The sequence below is a fragment of the Streptomyces sp. NPDC085932 genome (assembly GCF_044540525.1).
In the GTDB taxonomy this organism is placed as follows: Bacteria; Actinomycetota; Actinomycetes; order Streptomycetales; family Streptomycetaceae; genus Streptomyces; species Streptomyces levis.
Genome location: NZ_JBITSJ010000006.1, coordinates 411,236 through 430,083, shown reverse-complemented (window position 1 = coordinate 430,083; position 18,848 = coordinate 411,236). Strand labels below are relative to the sequence as shown.

At 71.3% G+C, this 18,848-nt stretch carries 14 protein-coding genes and 1 pseudogene; 4 read left to right on the top strand and 11 right to left on the bottom strand.

From position 1 onward, the window contains the following. Nucleotides 1-30: 30 nt before the first annotated feature. Both ACIGAQ_RS29050 and ACIGAQ_RS29045 read right to left on the bottom strand, forming a co-directional pair. Nucleotides 31-411 (bottom strand): nuclear transport factor 2 family protein, encoded by a 381-nt coding sequence (locus ACIGAQ_RS29050; protein WP_311678354.1) that lies wholly within the window; start codon nucleotides 409-411, stop codon nucleotides 31-33. Between the two features lie 60 nt (nucleotides 412-471). Continuing rightward, nucleotides 472-2,361: an NAD-binding protein gene (locus tag ACIGAQ_RS29045; RefSeq protein WP_399788455.1), complete on the bottom strand. Its 1,890-nt coding sequence runs from the start codon at nucleotides 2,359-2,361 to the stop codon at nucleotides 472-474. Nucleotides 2,362-2,766: 405 nt separating this feature from the next. Between ACIGAQ_RS29045 and ACIGAQ_RS29040 the strand changes: the two genes are divergently transcribed. The 3 genes from ACIGAQ_RS29040 (at nucleotide 2,767) to ACIGAQ_RS29030 (ending at nucleotide 6,594) form a co-directional block, all read left to right on the top strand. Continuing rightward, nucleotides 2,767-3,282, top strand: a complete 516-nt coding sequence (locus ACIGAQ_RS29040; protein ID WP_399787897.1) for a hypothetical protein — start codon at nucleotides 2,767-2,769, stop codon at nucleotides 3,280-3,282. Between the two features lie 150 nt (nucleotides 3,283-3,432). Continuing rightward, entirely contained in the window at nucleotides 3,433-4,965 is a 1,533-nt protein-coding gene (locus ACIGAQ_RS29035; RefSeq protein ID WP_399787894.1) for an SPFH domain-containing protein, read from the top strand. A 567-nt stretch (nucleotides 4,966-5,532) separates the two neighbouring features. Next, nucleotides 5,533-6,594, top strand: coding sequence for a PucR family transcriptional regulator (locus tag ACIGAQ_RS29030; protein ID WP_399787891.1), 1,062 nt, complete (start codon nucleotides 5,533-5,535; stop codon nucleotides 6,592-6,594). Nucleotides 6,595-6,866: 272 nt separating this feature from the next. Here ACIGAQ_RS29030 and ACIGAQ_RS29025 read toward each other — a convergent pair whose 3' ends face one another. The 4 genes from ACIGAQ_RS29025 to ACIGAQ_RS29010 form a co-directional block, all read right to left on the bottom strand. Next, the gene (locus ACIGAQ_RS29025; protein WP_311678363.1) at nucleotides 6,867-7,730 is read right to left on the bottom strand and encodes a universal stress protein; all 864 of its coding nucleotides are present in this window, start codon (nucleotides 7,728-7,730) and stop codon (nucleotides 6,867-6,869) included. A gap of 5 nt (nucleotides 7,731-7,735) precedes the next feature. Continuing rightward, the gene (adhP, locus tag ACIGAQ_RS29020; protein WP_311678364.1) at nucleotides 7,736-8,758 is read right to left on the bottom strand and encodes an alcohol dehydrogenase AdhP; all 1,023 of its coding nucleotides are present in this window, start codon (nucleotides 8,756-8,758) and stop codon (nucleotides 7,736-7,738) included. A 40-nt stretch (nucleotides 8,759-8,798) separates the two neighbouring features. Next, complete coding sequence (locus ACIGAQ_RS29015) at nucleotides 8,799-9,704, bottom strand: universal stress protein (protein WP_399787888.1); 906 nt, start codon at nucleotides 9,702-9,704, stop codon at nucleotides 8,799-8,801. 149 nt (nucleotides 9,705-9,853) lie between these two features. Beyond that, nucleotides 9,854-10,483, bottom strand: a complete 630-nt coding sequence (locus tag ACIGAQ_RS29010) for a hypothetical protein (RefSeq protein ID WP_399787885.1) — start codon at nucleotides 10,481-10,483, stop codon at nucleotides 9,854-9,856. A 271-nt stretch (nucleotides 10,484-10,754) separates the two neighbouring features. On the opposite strand from ACIGAQ_RS29010, the pseudogene ACIGAQ_RS29005 reads away from it, so the two are divergent. Further along, nucleotides 10,755-11,736 (top strand): annotated as a pseudogene (locus ACIGAQ_RS29005) (Acg family FMN-binding oxidoreductase). 231 nt (nucleotides 11,737-11,967) lie between these two features. On the opposite strand, the gene ACIGAQ_RS29000 reads toward ACIGAQ_RS29005, so the two are convergent. The 5 genes from ACIGAQ_RS29000 to pflB all read right to left on the bottom strand — a co-directional run bounded on the left by ACIGAQ_RS29000 (nucleotide 11,968) and on the right by pflB (nucleotide 18,847). Further along, nucleotides 11,968-13,725: a GAF domain-containing protein gene (locus tag ACIGAQ_RS29000; RefSeq protein ID WP_399787882.1), complete on the bottom strand. Its 1,758-nt coding sequence runs from the start codon at nucleotides 13,723-13,725 to the stop codon at nucleotides 11,968-11,970. A gap of 122 nt (nucleotides 13,726-13,847) precedes the next feature. After that, a complete protein-coding gene (gene gap, locus ACIGAQ_RS28995; protein WP_399787878.1) occupies nucleotides 13,848-14,873 on the bottom strand; it encodes a type I glyceraldehyde-3-phosphate dehydrogenase in 1,026 nt (341 codons plus the stop codon). Nucleotides 14,874-15,038: 165 nt separating this feature from the next. Next, nucleotides 15,039-15,737 carry a response regulator transcription factor gene (locus ACIGAQ_RS28990; RefSeq protein ID WP_362284537.1) on the bottom strand — a complete coding sequence of 233 codons (699 nt, stop codon included), beginning with the start codon at nucleotides 15,735-15,737 and terminating at the stop codon, nucleotides 15,039-15,041. Between the two features lie 93 nt (nucleotides 15,738-15,830). Beyond that, entirely contained in the window at nucleotides 15,831-16,583 is a 753-nt protein-coding gene (pflA, locus tag ACIGAQ_RS28985; RefSeq protein ID WP_362284697.1) for a pyruvate formate-lyase-activating protein, read from the bottom strand. A 5-nt stretch (nucleotides 16,584-16,588) separates the two neighbouring features. Beyond that, entirely contained in the window at nucleotides 16,589-18,847 is a 2,259-nt protein-coding gene (pflB, locus tag ACIGAQ_RS28980) for a formate C-acetyltransferase (RefSeq protein ID WP_399787875.1), read from the bottom strand. Between the last annotated feature and the right edge of the window lies 1 nt (nucleotide 18,848).

Sequence of the window (18,848 nt, the reverse complement as noted above, 5' to 3'; positions counted from 1 at the left end):
ACGGCAGGCGTACGGGCCGCCGGGGGCCGGTCAGACGGAGGCGGACGGTTCGATCTCCCCCGCAAAGACGATGACCTGGTCGATGAGGCTCCGCCGCAGATGGACGACGTCCGTTCCCGCCAGGCGGGGACCTCCATCCGGCGTGGTGAAGACCCACTGGTACCGGGCCCACTCGTCAGGCATGTCCACCGCCGAGCAGCGCACCATCGTGCCGGTCCCCGCCGGGTGGCGCCGGATGTCCAGCACGAACCGCTCGACCGCCGCGATGCCCTCGCTGCGGCCCAACGGCCCCCAGAAGACCACGTCCGAGGTCAGAGCCTGGGACAGCAAGGCAGTCACATAGCTGTCGTCCGAGGCGTTGAACGCGGAGATGAACGTGTCGATCGCGGAGCGTGCAATCTCTTCCTGCATACCCCAGTAATACCAGCCGTTTCGCGTGCGCTCGCTCCGCGAGCAGCCGGGCGCAGCGGCTCACGACCTCGATCGTGGCCGGCGGCCGAGGAGTTGGGCCAGGCCTTGGCGCGTCGCCGCGAGTACCACGCGGTCTTCGGGGCGTAGGACGTAGCCGGGGTGCAGGTCCCATACGAGTCCGCGGGGGCGGTCGGGACCGTGGTGCGCCGGTGTGGCGGCGAGGTCCGGCAGCCTCTCCCCCGGTCCGGCCGTGTCCAGTGCCACGACGCGCCACTTGCCCGGGCGGAACGACTCGGCGACGGTACGCCCTTCCAACTGCGGGTGCCCGGCGACTTCGAGAGCGGCGAAGAGCAGGACCCGGCGTTCGACCGGGATGGCCCCGAGGACCTGGCGGCCCATCATGGCGCCGGCGAAGGCGGGGGCCGCGAGCGTGGAGACGCTGCGGCTGCGGGTGAGGGCGCCCGGGTGGGCGGTGCGCAGGGTGCGGTAGACAGCCGTGGCGAAGGCGTCGTCGTACAGGCGCAGGGCCACCCGCAGATCCGGTTCGACGGAGCGTGCGTACAGGGCGGATTCGAGGTTGGTGGTGTCGTGGCTGGTGAGGGCCAGCAGGGAGTGCGCCCGGTGTATCTTCGCGGCCTCCAGCACGCCCTCCTGTGTGGCATCGCCGACGACGGTGGGGACCCGCAGTCGGCGGGCGAGCGGGATGCCGCGCGCTTCCGGGTCTTCCTCGACGCACACCACCGGGATGTCGAGCTCCCGCAGACGGGACAGGACCCGCGTGCCTACCTTGCCGAGACCGACCAGAACGACGTGGCCGGACAGACCGCGGGGCGGCCGGCGCAGTGCGGAAGCCGCGCGGAAGGTACCCAGGGCCTCCAGGACCGCCGCGAGGAGGACGGGCATGAGCAGCAGACCGGCCAGTCCGGCGAGAAGCTGGAGCACCTGACGCGCGGTGGGCTCGTCGACGGCCGGGTCACCGATCGCGAAGAGGTCGAGAAGAGTCAGGTAGGCGGCGTGCAGCGGGTGGTCGCCGGTGGTCCACCAGGTCGCGACGGCCACCCCCAGGACACAGCCCAGGAGCCCGGCGAGCGACCAGCGCAGCCGACGCGAGAACAGGGAGCCGAGCGGCAGTCCGCGCGCCGCCGGCCGACGCGGTGCCGAAGCGGAGGCCGTGTGCGTGACCGTTTCGAGGACCACCGTGCCGCGCCCGGTGGCGCGCGCGATCGTGTCGTCGTCCGGGAGCAGGACCGGCGCCTCACGGCCGCTGGCGTCCGAACCCTCCGCCCCGGCTGGGTCGTTGATGGTCGACGACAACAGGGCCAGGGTGCACAGGCCCGGATCGGCGACCCGGCCGTGGCCGGGTGGAGTGCGTTCCACGGCACGCAGCAGCAGTCCGTCGGCCTGGATGACCTTGCTGGTGCCGGCGACGGCCGTGGCCGCGAGCGCGGGTGCCGCGGTGTCCGCGTCCGACAGGACGGTGGTGGAGGTGTCCAGAGCCTCGGGGTCCAGGCCGGGGACGGCGAGAGTGGCAGCCTGGTCGAGGAGTTCTTCCAGGTGCTGCCCGAGCTTGCGGTTGTAGAGCCGGATGACCAGGCGCAGCCGGGGGTTGAGCCGGCGGGCGGCCAGCGCGGCGTGGATGTTGGTCTCGTCGTCGTCATGCACGAGCGCGAGCGCGGCGGCCTCGCGCACACCCAGCTCGGCCAGGGCGGCCTCGTCGAGGACGGCCGTCTCGACGATGCGGGCCGTGCCCATCCCGCCGGCATCGGTCGAGTCAGCCGTGCGGTTCACGGCGGCCTGTATCCGGCCGAGCAGCGCGGCGGCCCGCGCCCTTCCGGTGCTGGTGTCGGACCGCGGCAAGGACGGCACGGCGAGAGTGACCCGCTCCCGGTACACCGTGGCGAGTTCGGCGGCCAGCCGCTCGGCGAGCGCGTCGTCCCCGCACACGATCATGTGGCCCGGGCGCGGCACGCCAGCCGCGGGCTGAGGGAACGTGATCACACCGGACGAGACCCCCGGCTCAGGTGCAGCAGGCCCCGCGCAGGGGCGCGTGCCACGCCGGAAGCGATTCTGAAGACCGTCACGCAGCACGTCGGGACCCCCGTTCGGCGAAGCCTCTCCGCCTTCTTCCGTCAAGATCGCCGACCAGACTTCCCGGCACACCGCTGGGAACGGTACAGGTTCCTGACGCAGCGTCACAGAGCCTGGACACAGGCTTCACCCGCCGACCGTCCAACTGTTCGAGGTACGGCATCAAAGCCGCGTAAAGATTGCCGGAATCAGGCAATGTCCCGCCCGGTGTCCGCGTGTGACGATGCCTGCGACAACGGGGGAAGGGCAAGGAGAGGCGGTGTGCGGATGGCCTGGTTTCTCGGGCTCGGCATAACGGGGGTCGTCCTCCTTGCCCTGTCACTCGTCCTCGACGGCGTGATCGACGGGCTGCTCGACGGGGTCGGCGTGACGGAGGGCCTGCTCGACGGGCTCCTGTCCCTGCCGGTGATCGCCGGCTTCGTGTCCATGCTCGGTTTCTCGGGGGCGATCGTGCTGGGGACGACCGGGCTGGGTCCGGTGGGAGCCACGGTCATCGGAGTGCCGGCCGGTGTCCTCACCGGCTGGTTCGCCTACCGGCTCAGCCGGGCTCTGGCACATGACTCCTCGGGCGCCGTTCCGCGTGACGCCGACTTGATCGGCGCGTCCGGCTCGGTGGTGACCGCGATCCCCGCCGAGGGCTATGGCGAGGTACTGGTGCACGTGGCCGGGCAGCCGCGCAAGTTCGCGGCCAAGAGCCCTGTTGCCGTGGGCCGGGGAACCGACGTCTGGGTCGAGCAGGCGCTGTCGCAGTCGGCGGTGTCCGTCCGCCCGGTGGAACGCTGACCCGGCGAAACAGTCCTCGCTGCCCTGGCGAAACGGTCCTCGCTGACGCAGCGAAACGGTCCTTCTTCCCGGCACCCGGCCCAGGTGCCGTTCTCATCCACACATCCTTCACCGCATGCCGTCCTCAGGGAGGGCTGAGGGGACATCACCATGAGTTCTGTTGCCATCGCGGCGGGAGGGGTCTTCGTACTCCTCGTGCTGATCGCGCTGGTCGTGGTCAGCCGGTACAAGGTCGCCGGCCCCAGCGAGGCGTTCATCGTCACCGGGCGGCGCGGCAAGAAGGCCACCGACCCGGAGACCGGCCGGGTCTTCACCGACAACAGCGGCCAGAAGGTCGTGGTCGGCGGCGGGGTCTTCGTCGTGCCGTTCGTCCAGCAGAGGTTCACCCTGGACCTGTCCTCCCGGCACATCCCCGTCGCGGTGCGCGGCGCGGTCACGCTGCGCGGGGTGAAGGCCAACCTGGAGGGCGTCGCCATCGTCAAGGTCGGCGGCAGTGAGGACGCCATCCGCGCCGCCGCCCAGCGGTTCCTGATGCAGCAGGACGGCATCGTCGGCTTCACTCAGGAGGTGCTCTCCGGCGCCCTGCGCGCGATCGTGGGCCGGATGTCGGTCGAGGACATCATCCGCGACCGGGCCGCCTTCGCCGGGCAGGTCGCCGAGGAGGCCGAGGCCAGCCTCTCCGGGCAGGGTCTGGTGCTGGACGCCTTCCAGATCCAGGACATCACCACCGAGGGCTCCTACCTCGAGGACCTCGGCCGGCCCGAAGCCGCCCGCGCCAAGCAGGAGGCCGACATCGCCGAGGCGGTCGCCCGGCGCGCCGCCGAACAGGCTCGGCTGAAGGCCGAGGAGGAGATCGCCGTCGCCCAGCGGACCTTCTCCCTCAAGCAGGCCGAGATCAAGGCCGAGACCGACGAGGCCGCCGCTCGCGCGGCCGCAGCCGGCCCGCTGGCCGAGGCGGCCCGGCAGCAGGAGATCCTCACCCAGCAGGAGAAGGTCGCCGAACGGCAAGCGGCGCTGACCGACCGTCAGCTCGACACCCAGGTCCGCAAGCCCGCCGACGCCCAGCGCTACGCCGCCGAACAGGAGGCCGAGGCCAGGCGCGTCGCCCGGGTCAAGCAGGCCGAAGCGGACAAGGCGGCCGGCATCGCGGCAGCGCAGGCGGAGGCCGAGCGGTCCCGGCTGACCGGTGAGGGCGAGAAGCAGCGCCGCAGCGCGCTGGCCGACGCCCAGGCCATCGAGGGACTCAAGCAGGGCGAGGCCGAGAAGGCCCGGCGCGCGGCCATCGCGGAAGCGGTCCGGCTGGAGGGCGAGGCGGAAGCGGCGGCGATCGACGCCAAGGGTGCCGCCGAAGCCGCGGCCATGCAGAAGAAGGCCGACGCCTTCGCCCAGTACGGCGACGCAGCCGTGCTGCAGATGCTCGTCGAGGTACTGCCGCAGGTGGTGGCCAAGGCGTCCGAGCCGCTCAGCGCCGTGGACAAAATGACAGTGATCTCCACCGACGGCGCGAGCCAGCTCTCCCGCACTGTCGCCGACAACGTGGCCCAGGGCGTCGAACTCCTCAGCTCGACCACGGGAGTCGACCTCGCCGAGCTGCTGAAGAGCATCACCCGGCGCAACGGCGACGTCCCGCCCTCGACCACGCCGGTCGCCGCCGAGGCCAACGGAAAGATCCAGATCGGCTGAGAGCAGGCAGTCGGCACCCGGGCCCGCGCGGCATCCAGCCGCCGGGCCCCGTCCTGGGGCGATCGCGGCAGACGGCGCCGCCGGTCGTTCCAGTGACTGCCGGCTCCTCCTGCGGTGCCGCGCCTGGACCCTCCCGAGCCCCCCTCGATCCCTGGCTTCGGCAAACGGGCCGGCACTCCTCCTGTTTCCCGCTCACGGCGGTCCCGAAGACCTGCCGGAAGCCTCCCCGGAGGTCCACCGGCCCGGCGATCCGAAACACCCCCGGCAGGGCATGCCGCCACCCGTCGGCATCCTGGAGCTGCGCGGCTGGTGGGAGAAGAGCGCGCCCACCGTCGTGCCATGCATCGACGGCCGTCCGTTGTGGCCGCGGTAACCGTACGAGCGTGTGAACCTCGACGACCAACGGGAGCGCGATCACTTCGCTGCCCTGCTGGGCCGGACTCTCTCAGCCATGACGTGCCGGAGGCATGAGGTGAGGTGGGAAGCGCGAGTCCGGCCGGGCGTCTGTCACTCTGGTCCGCTGTGCGCGGTGCAACGCCGGCGGAGCAGCAGCATCAAGGAGGTCGCGTGACACGGTCAGACGTACCCGACGAGTACCTGGAGGGCTATGCCGGGATCCTGGCCGACGTCTGCGCCACGGGCCGCCGCCTCACCCGGAACGAGCTGGAGTCCCTGCGTGCCCGGGGAGAGCGTGCCGCGGAGGCGGGCCTGGGACTGCGTCTTCTGGTCCGCCGGCATCTGTCCGCGGCCCGCGAGCTCTCGCCCGCCCTGCCGTCCGCCGGGGCCGACCGTGTGCTCGCCGCCGTGGAGCAGGCGGTGGACGCCTTCGCCGAAGGATACGAACGGTCCCAGAAACTCGCGGTGAGGCAGGAAGAGGCCGCGCGGCGGGAGTTCATCGACGACCTGCTCTACGGCCGCAGCGACCTCGGTCGCCTGGCCGAACGCGCCGAACGCTTCGGCCTGCTCCTCTCCCGTGCCCACGCGGTCGCCGTCGCCCAGGGCGCCGCGCCCGTCGACGACACGCACCCCGCGACCCGGCACGTGGAGAGCGCCCTGATCGCCCGGTTCGGCAGGCGCCACATCCTGCTCACCACCAAGGACGGCCGGCTGGTCTGTGTCGCCCCCGGCGACCAGGACGACGTGCTCGTGTACTTCGCCAAGCAGGCACACGCCGCCACCGATGGTGGCCGGGTCGCCCTCGGCCGCGCCCACCCCGGCGCCGGCGGGGTCGTCCACTCCTACGAGGAAGCCCTCAACTCCCTCGACCTGGCAGACCGTCTGGAACTGGAGGAGCCCGTGCTGCGCGCCGCCGACCTGCTCGTCTACCCGGTTCTCACCCGCGACCGGCAGGCCATGGCCGACCTCGTACACAGTGCCCTCGGTCCACTGCAGGCCGCACGCAACGGCGCCCAGCCGCTCCTCGACACCCTCACCGCGTACTTCGACTCCGGATGCATCGCGGCCGAGGCGGCGCGCCGCCTGCGTCTGAGCGTGCGGGCCCTGACCTACCGCCTGGAACGCATCCACAAGCTCACCGGCACCAACCCGGCCGACCCCGTCCACCGCTACACGCTGCAGACCGCCGTCATCGGCGCCCGGCTGCTCGGCTGGCCCGGCAACGAGATCTGACCTGAGTGCAGATGAGCCACTGCCTCCCCTCGCTCGCCCCGTGGGAAGCCGTATCACTCCCGAGGCGTCACATCGATTCCTGGACGCGCGTGCGGACGCATCCGTCATTGCGGTGCATCAGCCGATCGTCTTTCCGTGTGCCGTCCGGTATGTCTTCCGTCCTCGACGCGTGCGGCGGCCGGCGGGGAGGGCCGATGGTCCCTGGATGGTCGCGGTCCGGCCCTCGTCCTGACGGGCCCTGGCTGCGCAAGTGCCGCGGCTGCTCTGCATCGTCACGCCGTGTCGGGTACGACCGCGACCGGACAGGCGGAGTGGTGCAGGAGTGTGTGGGCCACCCGGCCGAGGCGGTGGCCGTACTGCCCGGGACGCCGTCGGCCCACGACGAGCAAGTCCGCTTCCTGCGAAGCGGTCAGCAACACTCGGCGGGCGGGTCCCTCGACCGTGTGGCGGTGCAGGCGCACGTCCGCCGGGGCATCGGCGAGCGCGGCCTCCAGTTCCTTGACCGCCCGTTCCTCGTGCACACGCTCGGGCGTGCCGGCGAGCAGCGGGTGGTCGACCGTGTCGTGCGTGGGGCATCGCCATGCCCGTACCGCGTCCAGAGCGGTACCTCGCCGCCGGGCCTCCTCGTAGGCGAAGCGGACCGCCGCGGTGGGGGCGTCGGCCACGCCGACGACCAGGCGGCCGTGCCGGCCGCCGGCGGCCCGGTTGTGGTGGTTTCCGCGGATCACGATGACGGGACAGGCCGCCATGGTGGCCACGGCCAGGCTGACGGAACCGAGCAGGAGGTCCGCGAGTTCGCCCCGTCCGCGGGTGCCCACGATCACGGCGGAGGCGGTGCGGGCCTCGCGCAGGAGCACGTACTCCGGTTCCTCGGCCAGCGCCTCGGTGGTGACACCGAGGTCCGGATGGTGACGGCGGGCGCGCCCGGTGGCGACGGCGAGGATGTCGTCCGAAGTCACGCGACCGGACGGTGTGCCGAGTTCTCGGGTGAGCGAGGCGCCTTCGTAGCGGTCCCAGCGGTAGGCGTGGACGATCCGCAGGGGTACCTCGTGCAGGGCGGCATGATCGGCCGCCCAGTCGACGGCCCGCAGGCTCGGTTCGGAGCCGTCGACGCCGACGATCACAGGCCGGTTCATCGTTCTCAGCCTCCCGCGTTGAGGTCGAACACGATCCGGGCCTTGACCTGGCCGCCGAGGACCTCGTCGATGCAGTCGTTGACAGCGGCGAGCGGGCGAGTCTCCCGGATGACCTTCGTGCGGCCTTCGGCGTGCAGTTGGAAGACCTCCGCGAGATCCTGCCGGGTGCCGACGATGGAGCCGATGACGGAGGTGCCGTTGAGGACGGTGTCGAAGATCGGGACCTGAAGGGTGCCGTGCGCCGGCAGGGCCACCATGACGAGCTTGCCGCCGCGCCGCAGACCGGAGTTGACGGCCTGGAAAGCGGCCGGGCTGACCGCGAGGGCGAGGGCGGCGTGCGCACCGCCGTGTCGCTTCAGCTCGGCGCCGACGTCCTGGGTGCGGGCGTCGATGACGATGTCGGCGCCGAGCTCCCGGGCGAGGTGCAGCTTGTCGTCGGTGACGTCGATCGCGGCGACCCGCGCCCCGGCGATCTTCGCGTACTGCACGGCGAGGTGCCCCAGTCCGCCCACACCGGAGATCGCGACGAGCTGGGTGGGCCTGACCTCCGCGACCTTCAGCGCCTTGTAGGTGGTGACCCCCGCGCAGGTGAGCGGGGCGGCGTCGAGGGCGCTGACGCCCTCGGGCACCGGCTGGGCGAAGTCGGCCCAGGCCAGCATCTTCTCGGCGTACCCGCCGTCGCAGCCGTACCCGGTGTTGACCTGACTCTCGCACAGGGTCTCCCAGCCGGACCGGCAGTGCTCGCACCGTCCGCACGCCTTGCCGAGCCAGGGCACGGCGACGCGGTCCCCGACGGCGAGGTGGGTCACGCCGTCACCGAGCTTCTCGACCAGACCGACGCCCTCGTGGCCGGGGACGAACGGCGGGGTGGGCTTGACCGGCCAGTCCCCGTGCGCGGCATGGATGTCGGTGTGGCACAGGCCGGATGCCTCGACGGCCACGAGCACCTGCCCCGGGCCGGGCTCCGGATCGGGCCTCTCCTCCACGACCAGGGGCTTGCCGAACTCCCGGACGACCGCTGCCTTCATGGTCCTGTCTCCTTCTGTGCTTCTCTTCGGGTGGACCGCGTCAGTCGTGTGCGACGACGGCGACGGGGGTGGTGGCGTGGTGCATGACCGCGTGGGCGACCGCTCCGATGCGTACGCCGAACGGGTTGCGCCGGACGCGGCGGCCGACGACGACGAGCGACGCCTCGTGGGCCGCGTCGACGAGGTGGTTGGCGGGGCTGCCGAGCCGGGACTGTTCGGTCACCTCGACCTCGGGGAACTTCTCCCGCCACGGCCGGAGCACTTCGGTGAGGGTGGCGGCCTGCTCGCGGATGATGTCCTCGCGGGGGTCGACACCGGCGGCCAGGCTGTAGACGTAGTAGGGCGGCAGGCTCCAGCCCGTGACGACGGTCAGCATGGCCGCTCGACGCCGGGCCTCCTCGAACGCGAAGGTGATGACCGTGTCGTCGGGGCTGTCGGTGTCGAGGCCCAGGACCACGGGCCGGAAGCCGGTCGCGGCGGAGGGTATGCCGGCGGCGTCCTTGACGTGTTCGTCGGCGGCCTGTTCACCAGCTCGGACGAGCACTACTGGCACCTCGGCGCGAGCGACCACCGACTGACCGACGGACCCGACCAGGAAGCCGGCGAGGCCGCTGAGGGCACGCGAGCCCAGCACCAGCAGTTCCACGTCGCGAGCGGCTTCGAGCAGCACCTCTGCCGGAGTGCCGGCCCGCTGCTCGGTGGTCACCTCGACACCGGGGTGTCGCAGCCGCAGACCCTCGGCGGCTTCCCGCGGGATGCGCTCGGTCCAGTGCTGGTGCGTCTCGGCACCGAGGAGCGGTGCCTGGGCCATGGGCTCCGGTACCGGCTGCCACACGTGGAGCAGCCGTACCGGCACCTGGCGCAGCGCGGCTTCGCGGGCCGCCCACTCCGCGGCTGCCCGGCTCTCGGGCGAGCCGTCCATTCCCACGGTGATCGTGCGGGCCATCCTGGCCACCTCCTGTGTCATTCGTTCTGTTCTCAGCGTCTCTTCGCGGGGCCCCGCAGGGGCAGGGCCTGTCGTCCCCGGGATGGGGCCGACGGTCCCTGCCGGCACGTGGGACGGGTCCTCGGTTGGGCCCGCCCCACGGGTCGTGTTCAGCGCAGCCACGCGTGGTCGCGGACGACCGGGAGCCTGGTCCACGGACGGCCCAGACCCAGCGCGTCACCGGCCGACACCACGGCCAGCACGATCAGCACCACCACGTACACCAGGTGGTAGTCGGCGAAGGGGTTCGTCGACATGCTCGCCGACCCGTCGGAGAGGTGCTTCGCCGGCGGCCACTCCGCCATCCACATCAACGCCATCATCACCGTCCCCGCCACCGCGGCCAGGCGCAGCGCCACGCCCGCCGTCAGCGCCAGCCCGATCCCCAGCAGACCCAGCATGAACAGCCAGTCCGCCCACGCGTCCCCGGCCCACGAGTGGAATGTCGACTCCATCGGGCCGACCGCCACATGCCCCAGGAACCCCTCCGTGGGCGAACCCCCGTCGATCCAGCCCTTGCCGGACGCGGTGGCGTAACCGAATCCGAACGTCTTGTCCAGGAAAGCCCACAGGAACACGAACCCCATCAGCACCCGGGCCGACGCGAAGACGTAAGCCCGCGCGGTGAGCGTGCCGGCCTCCACCGCCCCCGCCACCCGCGAAGAGGAAGTGGCGCCCTTACGGCGCAACGACGGCAGACGGAAACCCGAACCACGAGGCGTGGACTGGTGCACGGCCATGACAGTGACCCCTTCAGCAATGATCCGGCTCGTTCCGGACACCACTCACTCTCCCGGAACCCGGCACGCGGCACCCGACGCCGAAGGTCCACACCCGAGGGACCCAACAGCCCCGACCCACAGGGACCTTCGGCCACCACCGGACGACAAGGCCGAGCGGTGCCGGGCGGTGCCCGTACGGCCCTTACGCGTGCGCCGGCGAGGACCAAGGCCGAGAAGCGTTCACTCACCGACCCAGCCGGCCCCCGGACGTGGGCGGGAAGGAGTCCCGATGAGCTCGACCCTCGACGCCCCGGCCATGGAGCGGTTGGTGGCGGCGGCCGTGGCCGCACCGTCCTTGCACAACACCCAGCCCTGGCGCTTCCTCCTCCACATCGACACCCGCACGGTGCGCGTCCACGCCGCCGCGCACCGGGCGCTGCGCAACACCTACCCGGTGGGCCGCGCCGTGCATCTGTCCGTGGGCTGCGCGGTCCTCAACCTGCGCGTCGCCGCCGCCCACTTCGGCTGGGAGCCGGTGACCCGGCTGCTCCCGCGCCCGGACCGTTCCGCTCTGCTCGCCACGGTCCGGCTCGCTGAATCGGTGCGCGGTGCACCGTCAACCGGCCTGTACGAGGCGGTGTCGCCGGCACAGCAGTCGTTTCCCCTTCTCCGGGCGACCGTTGCCGTCGGACCTGCTCACGGAACTGGCCGAGGCGGCCCATGTGGAGGGCGCGACCCTGCGCTTCCCTGGACGCGTCGAAACGGGCCGGGTGTTGCGCTCCCTACGGGATGCGGAGTGGCGCAACCGGGCGGACGCCGACCGCGCAGCCGAGAGCCGCCGGCTGATCAGTGGCCCGCACTCCCGGTCGATGGGACTTCCGTCAGCGGCTCTGGGCCCGCAGGACGCGCTGGACCGCATGCCGATGCGGGACTTCGGGGCCCACCGGCATCCGGAGATGCTGTCCGCCCGCGCCTTCGAGAAGCATCCGACGCTCGCGCTGCTGACCACGGCACACGACCGGCGGGCGGACTGGCTGCGGGCCGGTCAGGCCCTGAAACGCGTACTTCTGCCGGCCACCGGGCGCGGGGTGCACGCGTCGCTTCTTCACCAGGCCATGGAGTGGCCCGATCTGCGCCGGGCCCTCGACGGTCTCCCGGCCGACGGCCCTCACGCGCACACGCAGATGGTGGTCCGGCTCGGGTACGGCCCCGAGGGCCCCGTCTCACCGCGCCGCCCGGCCGAGGAGGTGGTGGTGGAGGGAGAGGTTTGATCGCGCGCGCCGCTCCCGTCACGGCCGACATGGGCACTCATTGCCCCCGTCCGCCGCGTGTCGCCCGGCGTCGGCGTTCCCGTGCTCCCGGGCATCAACTTCGTGACGGCGCTACCACGTTTCCTACCCGCGAGCTTCCAGCATGCTCGTCACAGGTGCTCCGCCCACCCGAGCCAGAGCAGCGGGCCGGGACGATCCCGGCCATCGGTGCTTGCCCACCGACGCCGTGCGTCACCGGGCGGACCGGCCGCTTCCTGCCGTGTCCGGGGACTGCGCCAGCGGCGCATGCCACACCAGCCGTGTTCCCTTCCCACCGGGACTCTCCAACTCCATGCCGCCGCCGAGCTTCCGCGCTCGCTCGGCCATGTTGGCCAGCCCGCTGCGGCGGCCTCCGTCCGGGATACCGACGCCGTTGTCCGTGACCGTCAGGCGGACCTGCTTGCCGTCCGTCTCCAGCACGATGTCGACACGGCCCGCGTCGGCGTGCCGGGCGACGTTGGTCAGGGACTCGGTGAGGACGGCCATGACCTGGTCGGCGGTCTCCCTGGGCACGTGGGTGTCGAGGAGGCCCTCCATGCGAACACTGGGAGCGAAGCCCAGGAGCGGAGCGGCCTCGCCGATCGTGCGTACCGCGCGGGAACGCAGGCCGGGCGCCGTGTGGTCGTCGCGGGAACGCAGACCAAAGATCGTCGACCTGATGATCTTGATGGTCTCGTCGAGATCGTCCACCGCCCTCAGAATCCGCTCAGAGGCCATCGAATCCTGGACGCGGCGACCGGCACTCTGCAAGGTCATGCCGGTGGCAAAGAGCCGTTGGATGGCCAGGTCGTGCAGGTCGCGTGCGATGCGGTCGCGGTCCTCCAGCAGGGCGATCTGCTCCGCGTCCTCGCGTCGTTGCGCCAGCTCCATCGCGACGGCGGCCTGGGCGGCAAAGACCTGGAGCGGCTCGGTCTCCTTCTCGGAGAACTCCCGGCCGCCCGACAGCCGGACCAGCAGCACCACACCGCGGACCGTGTCGCCCGTGCCGATCGGCACGGCGACGGCCGGTCCGAGCCCTTCGAAGCGCGGCGGACCGGCTGAGATCCGGGGGTCGCACGAGACGTCCGGGCTGCTGACCGGTGCGCGCCGGGCGAACGCCTGCCCGATGAGCGTGCCTTCCGTGGGCAGTACGATCCCGCGCCATGCGTCGGCCTGTTGGCCGATGGCGAGTTCGACGGCAAGATTGTCGGTTCCGCTCACCGGCATGGCCACCACACTCAGGGCGGAACCGGTGATCTCCCTGGCCCGTTCGGCGATCAGCGGCAGCACCCCGCCCTGGTCCGCGCCGGACATCAAGGAGTGGGTGATCTCGGCGTTCACCTGGAGCCAGCGTTCGCGCAGCCGGGACTCCTCGTAGAGACGGGCGTTGTCGATCGCCACGCCGGCCGCCACGGCCAGTGTCGCCAGCACCGACTCGTCGTCCTCGTCGAACTGCTGGCCGCCGCGCTTCTCCGTCAGGTACAGGTTGCCGAAGATGTGATCGCGCACTCTGATCGGTACGCCGAGGAAGGTGTTCATCGGCGGGTGGTGGGCCGGGAATCCGTATGACGCGGGATGGTCGGAAAGCTTGGCCAGGCGCAATGGCTCGGGGTGGCGGATCAGCTCGCCCAGGATGCCGTGGCCCTCCGGGTAGGGGCCGATGCGTGCGATCTGCTCGGCGTCGACACCCACTGTGTGGAAGGCCGACAGGCGCTTGCCGTCCGGACCGATGACCCCGAGCGCCGCGTACTCCGCGTCGACCAGAGCCGCCGCAGCCTCGACGATGCTGCGCAGGGCCTGCTCCAGGTCCAGCTCGCGGCCGACGGACAGCACGGCTTCCAGCAGGCTGTGTACCCGGTCCCGGGTGCCGCGCGCCGCGTCCAGACGGGCCTGCAACTCCTCCAGCAGCTCGTCCAGCCGCAGCTGCGGCAGCCGTACCCGAGCCTCGCGGGCCTCCTCGGCGTTCTCCACCGCTGCTCCTCCAACGCCTCACCGCATGTCCGCAGCCATACTCTGCACCCGCCACGGTAGCGGTTCGGACACAGCGAGACGACGAGGAATCAGCGCCGCCGCGTGGCCGACGGCCGGAACTGTCAGCTCCGGGGCAGTCGGGCCGCGACGTACGAGGTCAGGTCGAGCAGGCGGTTGGTGTAGCCCCACTCGTTGTCGTACCAGCCGAAGACCTTGACCAGGTCTCCGTGGGTCTGGGTGAGGGGGGCGTCCAGGACGCAGGAGGCGGAATCGCCGACCACGTCACGCGAGACGATCAGGGCGTCGGACACCCGCAGGACCTCCTTCAGCGGTCCCTCGGCGGCCTCGCGGTAGGCGGCGTTGATCTCGTCGGCGCTCACGGACCGGTCGAGGACCACGGTCAGATCGGTCAGCGAGCCGTCCTCGACCGGGACGCGTACGGCGCTGCCGTCGAGCGTGCCCGCGAGCTCCGGCAGCACCAGGCCGACGGCGCGGGCCGCCCCGGTCGTGGTGGGAATGATGTTGACCGCCGCCGAGCGGCCCCGGCGCAGGTCCTTGTGGGGGCCGTCCAGGACGACCTGGTCGTTGGTGTAGCCGTGGATCGTGGTCATCAGTCCCTTGACGACGCCGAAGTGGTCGTGGAGGACCTTGACCATGGGGGCCACGCAGTTGGTCGTGCACGAGGCGTTGGAGATCACGTCGTGGCGCTCGGGGTCGTACGTTCCTTCGTTGACACCCATCACGACCGTGGCGTCGACGTCCTTGCCCGGCACGGACAGGAGCACCTTGCGCGCGCCGGCCGCCAGGTGCAGGCCGGCCTGCTCGCGGGTGCGGAAGCGGCCCGTGGCCTCGATCACCACGTCCACGCCGAGATCACCCCAGGTCAGGTCCGCCGGGTCGCGCTCGGCCGTCACCGCGATGCGGTGCCCGTCCACAGTCAGCGAGGTGTCGTCGTGCTCGACGGGGCGGTTGAGCCGTCCATACGTCGAGTCGTAGCTCAGCAGGTGCGCCAGCGCCGCCGGGGAGGTGACGTCGTTGACCGCCACCACCTCCAGTGACGGCGCCGCGGCGCCGGTCCGTTCCAGTATGCAGCGCAGGTAGTTCCGGCCGATGCGGCCGAAGCCGTTGATGCCCACTCGCACGGTCATGTCTTCCGTCCTCCCCTTTGGTGCGGCGATGCCCGCCGGTGTTCCGGGATCGCTCTCAGCCTGCCGCTCGGGTGTCCGGTCGGGCATGGGCCGGGCGGGGGTGGACTCCGGGACCTTCGGCCCCCTCCAGGACCGGGCGGGGTCGACGGGCGGCGGCCCGTCCCGCTACCGGCCCTCTGTGCGCAAGCGGTCCCGTGCCTGGGTGGCGATGACGGCGGCCTGGATGCGGCGCTCCACACCGAGCTTGGCGAGCAGCCGGGAGATGTGGTTCTTGACCGTCTTCTCGGCAAGGTAGAGCCGCTGACCGATCTGCCGGTTGGTCAGCCCCTCGCCGATCAGTTCCAGGATCTCGCGTTCCCGGTCGGTGAGTCCCGGCAGCGTCTCCGACTCCTCGGCCGGCTGCTGTCCGCCACTCCGCAACCGTGCCATCAGCCTGCTCGTGGCACTGGCGTCCAGCAGGGACTGGCCGCGGGCGACCGTCCGCACCGCCGAGACCAGGTCGGAGCCCTGGATCTGCTTCAGGACGTATCCGGCCGCCCCCGCCATGATCGAGTCCAGCAGTGCCTCTTCGTCGTCGAAGGACGTCAGCATCAGGCAGGCCAGATCCGGCATCCTCGACCGCAGTTCACGGCAGACGGTCACACCGTCCCCGTCGGGCAGGCGCACGTCGAGGACGGCCACGTCGGGTCGCAGGGCGGGGACCCGCACCAGGGCCTGCTCCACCGTCGCCGCGTCCCCGACCACGGTGATGTCCGGTTCGTCGTCCAGCAGGTCGTGCACCCCTCGCCGCACCACTTCGTGGTCGTCCAGGAGGAAGACCTTGATCGGGCTTCCCTTGCCGTCGCCCTGCTCGTCGTGCGCCATCGAGTACTCCTTGTGATGCCTCGGCCTGTGCCGGAATCCTTTCTTGCCGCAATGGCCGGGGTCCAGGGCCGGTCGGCCCTCATTTCGCCCGCGTCAGCAGGCCGGGAGGCCACGCTCGCGGAACCGGCCCCGTACCCGCTCCACCAGCGCCTTGTCGGGGACCGGGGCGTCACGCAGAGGGAAGGGGACGCCCAGGGCGTCGTACTTGGCGGCGCCTAGCTTGTGGAAGGGCAGGATGTCGACCCGGTCCACGCAGGCGAGGCCGCAGAGGAATCCGGCCAGCCCGTCGATGGCGTCCTCGTCGTCGGTCCAGCCGGGAACCAGGACGTATCTGATCCACACGCGCTTCCCCAGCCGGTCGAGCCGGGTGGCGAAGTTCAGGGTCGGGGCGAGGGCGCCGCCGGTCAGCTTCCGGTAGGTGTTGACGTCGAAGGACTTGATGTCCAGGAGCACCAGGTCGGTGTCGGCCAGCAGCGCGTCCGTGGCGCGGGCCCCGACGAAACCGGAGGTGTCGAGCGCGGTGTGCAGGCCGGCCTCCTTGCACCTGCGCAGCACCGCTGCGGTGAAGGCCGGCTGCAGCAGGGGCTCACCGCCCGTGAGGGTCACACCCCCGCCTGCCGTACGCACGAAGCCCCGGTACTTGTCGATCTCCGCCATCACCTCGTCGACGGTGGCCTCCCGGCCGTCGCGCATGTGCCAGGTGTCGGGGTTGGCGCAGTAGAGGCAGCGCAGGGGGCAGCCGCTGGTGAAGAGGACGAAACGGGTCCCGGGACCGTCCACGCCGGTGGACAGGTCCCAGGAGTGGATCCGGCCGGTGACCGATCCGGCTGCCGTGGTCGCGGGCATGGTGTTCACAGCGATCCGTGGAAGGTGCGGCTGATCACGTCGAGCTGCTGCTCGTGGGTCAGGCGGACGAAGTTGACAGCGTAGCCGGAGACCCGGATCGTCAGCTCGGGGTACTTCTCCGGGTGCTCCATGGCGTCCTCCAGCAGGGCGCGGTCGAGGACGTTGACGTTCATGTGGAAGCCGCCGGCCGCCATGTAGGCGTCGAGGATGCCGACGAGGTGACCGGCCCGCTCCTCGGGAACGTGGCCGAGTCCTTCCGGGGTGATGGTGGTGGTCAGGGAGATGCCGTCGCGTGCCGCTTCGTAGGGCAGCTTGGCCACCGAGAGGGCGGAGGCGGCCACGCCGTGCTTGTCGCGGCCGTTCATCGGGTTGGCGCCGGGTGCGAAGGGCTGTCCGGCGCGGCGGCCGTCGGGGGTGTTGCCGGTGTGCTTGCCGTAGACGACGTTGGAGGTGATGGTCAGCACCGACTGGGTGTGCTCGGCGTCGCGGTAGGCGGGGTGCTTGCGCACCTTGGCCATGAAGGACTCCACCAGCTCGACGGCTAGGGCGTCGGCGCGGTCGTCGTTGTTGCCGTATGCCGGGAAGTCACCCTCGGTGTGGAAGTCCACGGCCAGTCCGGTCGCGTCGCGGATGACCTTCACCCGTGCGTGCTTGACGGCGGACAGGCTGTCCACGGCGACGGAGAGGCCGGCGATGCCGCAGGCCATGAAGCGGTGGACCGGGTGGTCGTGGAGGGCCATCTCGATGCGCTCGTAGGCGTACTTGTCGTGCATGTAGTGGATGACGTTGAGGGTGTTGACGTACGCCTCCGCCAGCCAGTCCAGGACGCGGTCGTAGGCGGCCGACAGCTCGTCGTAGTCCAGGTACTCGCCGGTCAGCGGCGGCATCCCGCGGGTGATCTGCTCACCGGTCATCTCGTCGCGGCCGCCGTTGACCGCGTACAGCAGCGCCTTGGCGAGGTTGACGCGTGCGCCGAAGAACTGCATCTGCCTGCCCACCGCCATCGCGGACACGCAGCAGGCGATGGCGGTGTCGTCGCCGGTGCGTGGACGCATCAGGTCGTCGGACTCGTACTGGACGGCGCTGGTGTCGATGGACACCCGGGCGCAGAACTCCTTGAAGCCGGACGGGAGCCGGGGCGACCACAGCACCGTCAGGTTGGGCTCAGGGGCGGGGCCCAGGTTGTACAGGGTCTGCAGGAAGCGGAAGGAGGTGCGGGTCACCAACGGCCGGCCGTCGGCGCCGATGCCGCCGATGGACTCCGTCACCCAGGTCGGGTCGCCGGAGAACAGGGCGTCGTACTCGGGGGTGCGCAGGAAGCGCACGATGCGCAGCTTGATCACGAAGTCGTCGATCAGCTCCTGGGCGCGGGTCTCGTCGATGATCCCCTCGTCCAGGTCCCGCTGGAGGTAGACGTCGAGGAAGGTGGAGGTGCGGCCCAGGGACATCGCGGCACCGTTCTGCTCCTTCACCGCGGCGAGGAAGCCGAGGTAGAGCCACTGGATCGCCTCTTGCGCGGTGGTCGCGGGCCGGGCGACGTCGCAGCCGTAGGACGCGGCCATCTCGGTCAGTTCGCCCAGCGCCTTGATCTGCTCGGCCAGTTCCTCGCGGTCACGGATGACGCCCGGGGTGGAGGGCCGGGTGTCGAGCAGGGCCCGCTCGGCACGCTTGGCCTCGACGAGCCGGTCGGTGCCGTAGAGGGCGACGCGACGGTAGTCGCCGATGATCCGGCCACGGCCGTAGGCGTCCGGCAGGCCGGTGATGACGCCGGCCCTGCGCGCGGCGCGCATCTCGGGAGTGTAGGCGTCGAAGACACCGTCGTTGTGTGTCTTGCGATAGGTGCCGAACACCTTCGTCACGAACGGGTCGGGCTCGTAGCCGTAAGCCTTCAGCGCGGTCTCCACCATGCGCAGGCCGCCGTTGGGCATGATCGCGCGCTTGAGGGGGGCGTCGGTCTGCAGGCCGACGATCAGCTCCCGGTCACAATCGATGAAGCCCGGGGCGTGCGAGGTGATCGTGGAGGGAACGGCGGCGTCCACATCGAGGACGCCCCTGCGCCGCTCCTCGGGGAAGAGTGCGCTGACCTTCTCCCAGACCGCGCGGGTGCGGTCCGTGGGGTCGGCCAGGAAGGAGGCGCCGCCCTCGTAGGGCGTGTAGTTCGCCTGGATGAAATCGCGCACGTCGATGCGCTCACGCCACCCGCTCCCGGCGAACTGCCGCCAGGCGTCGGCGGTCCGGGGGCCGGCTGTCACCGTCGCGGTCATC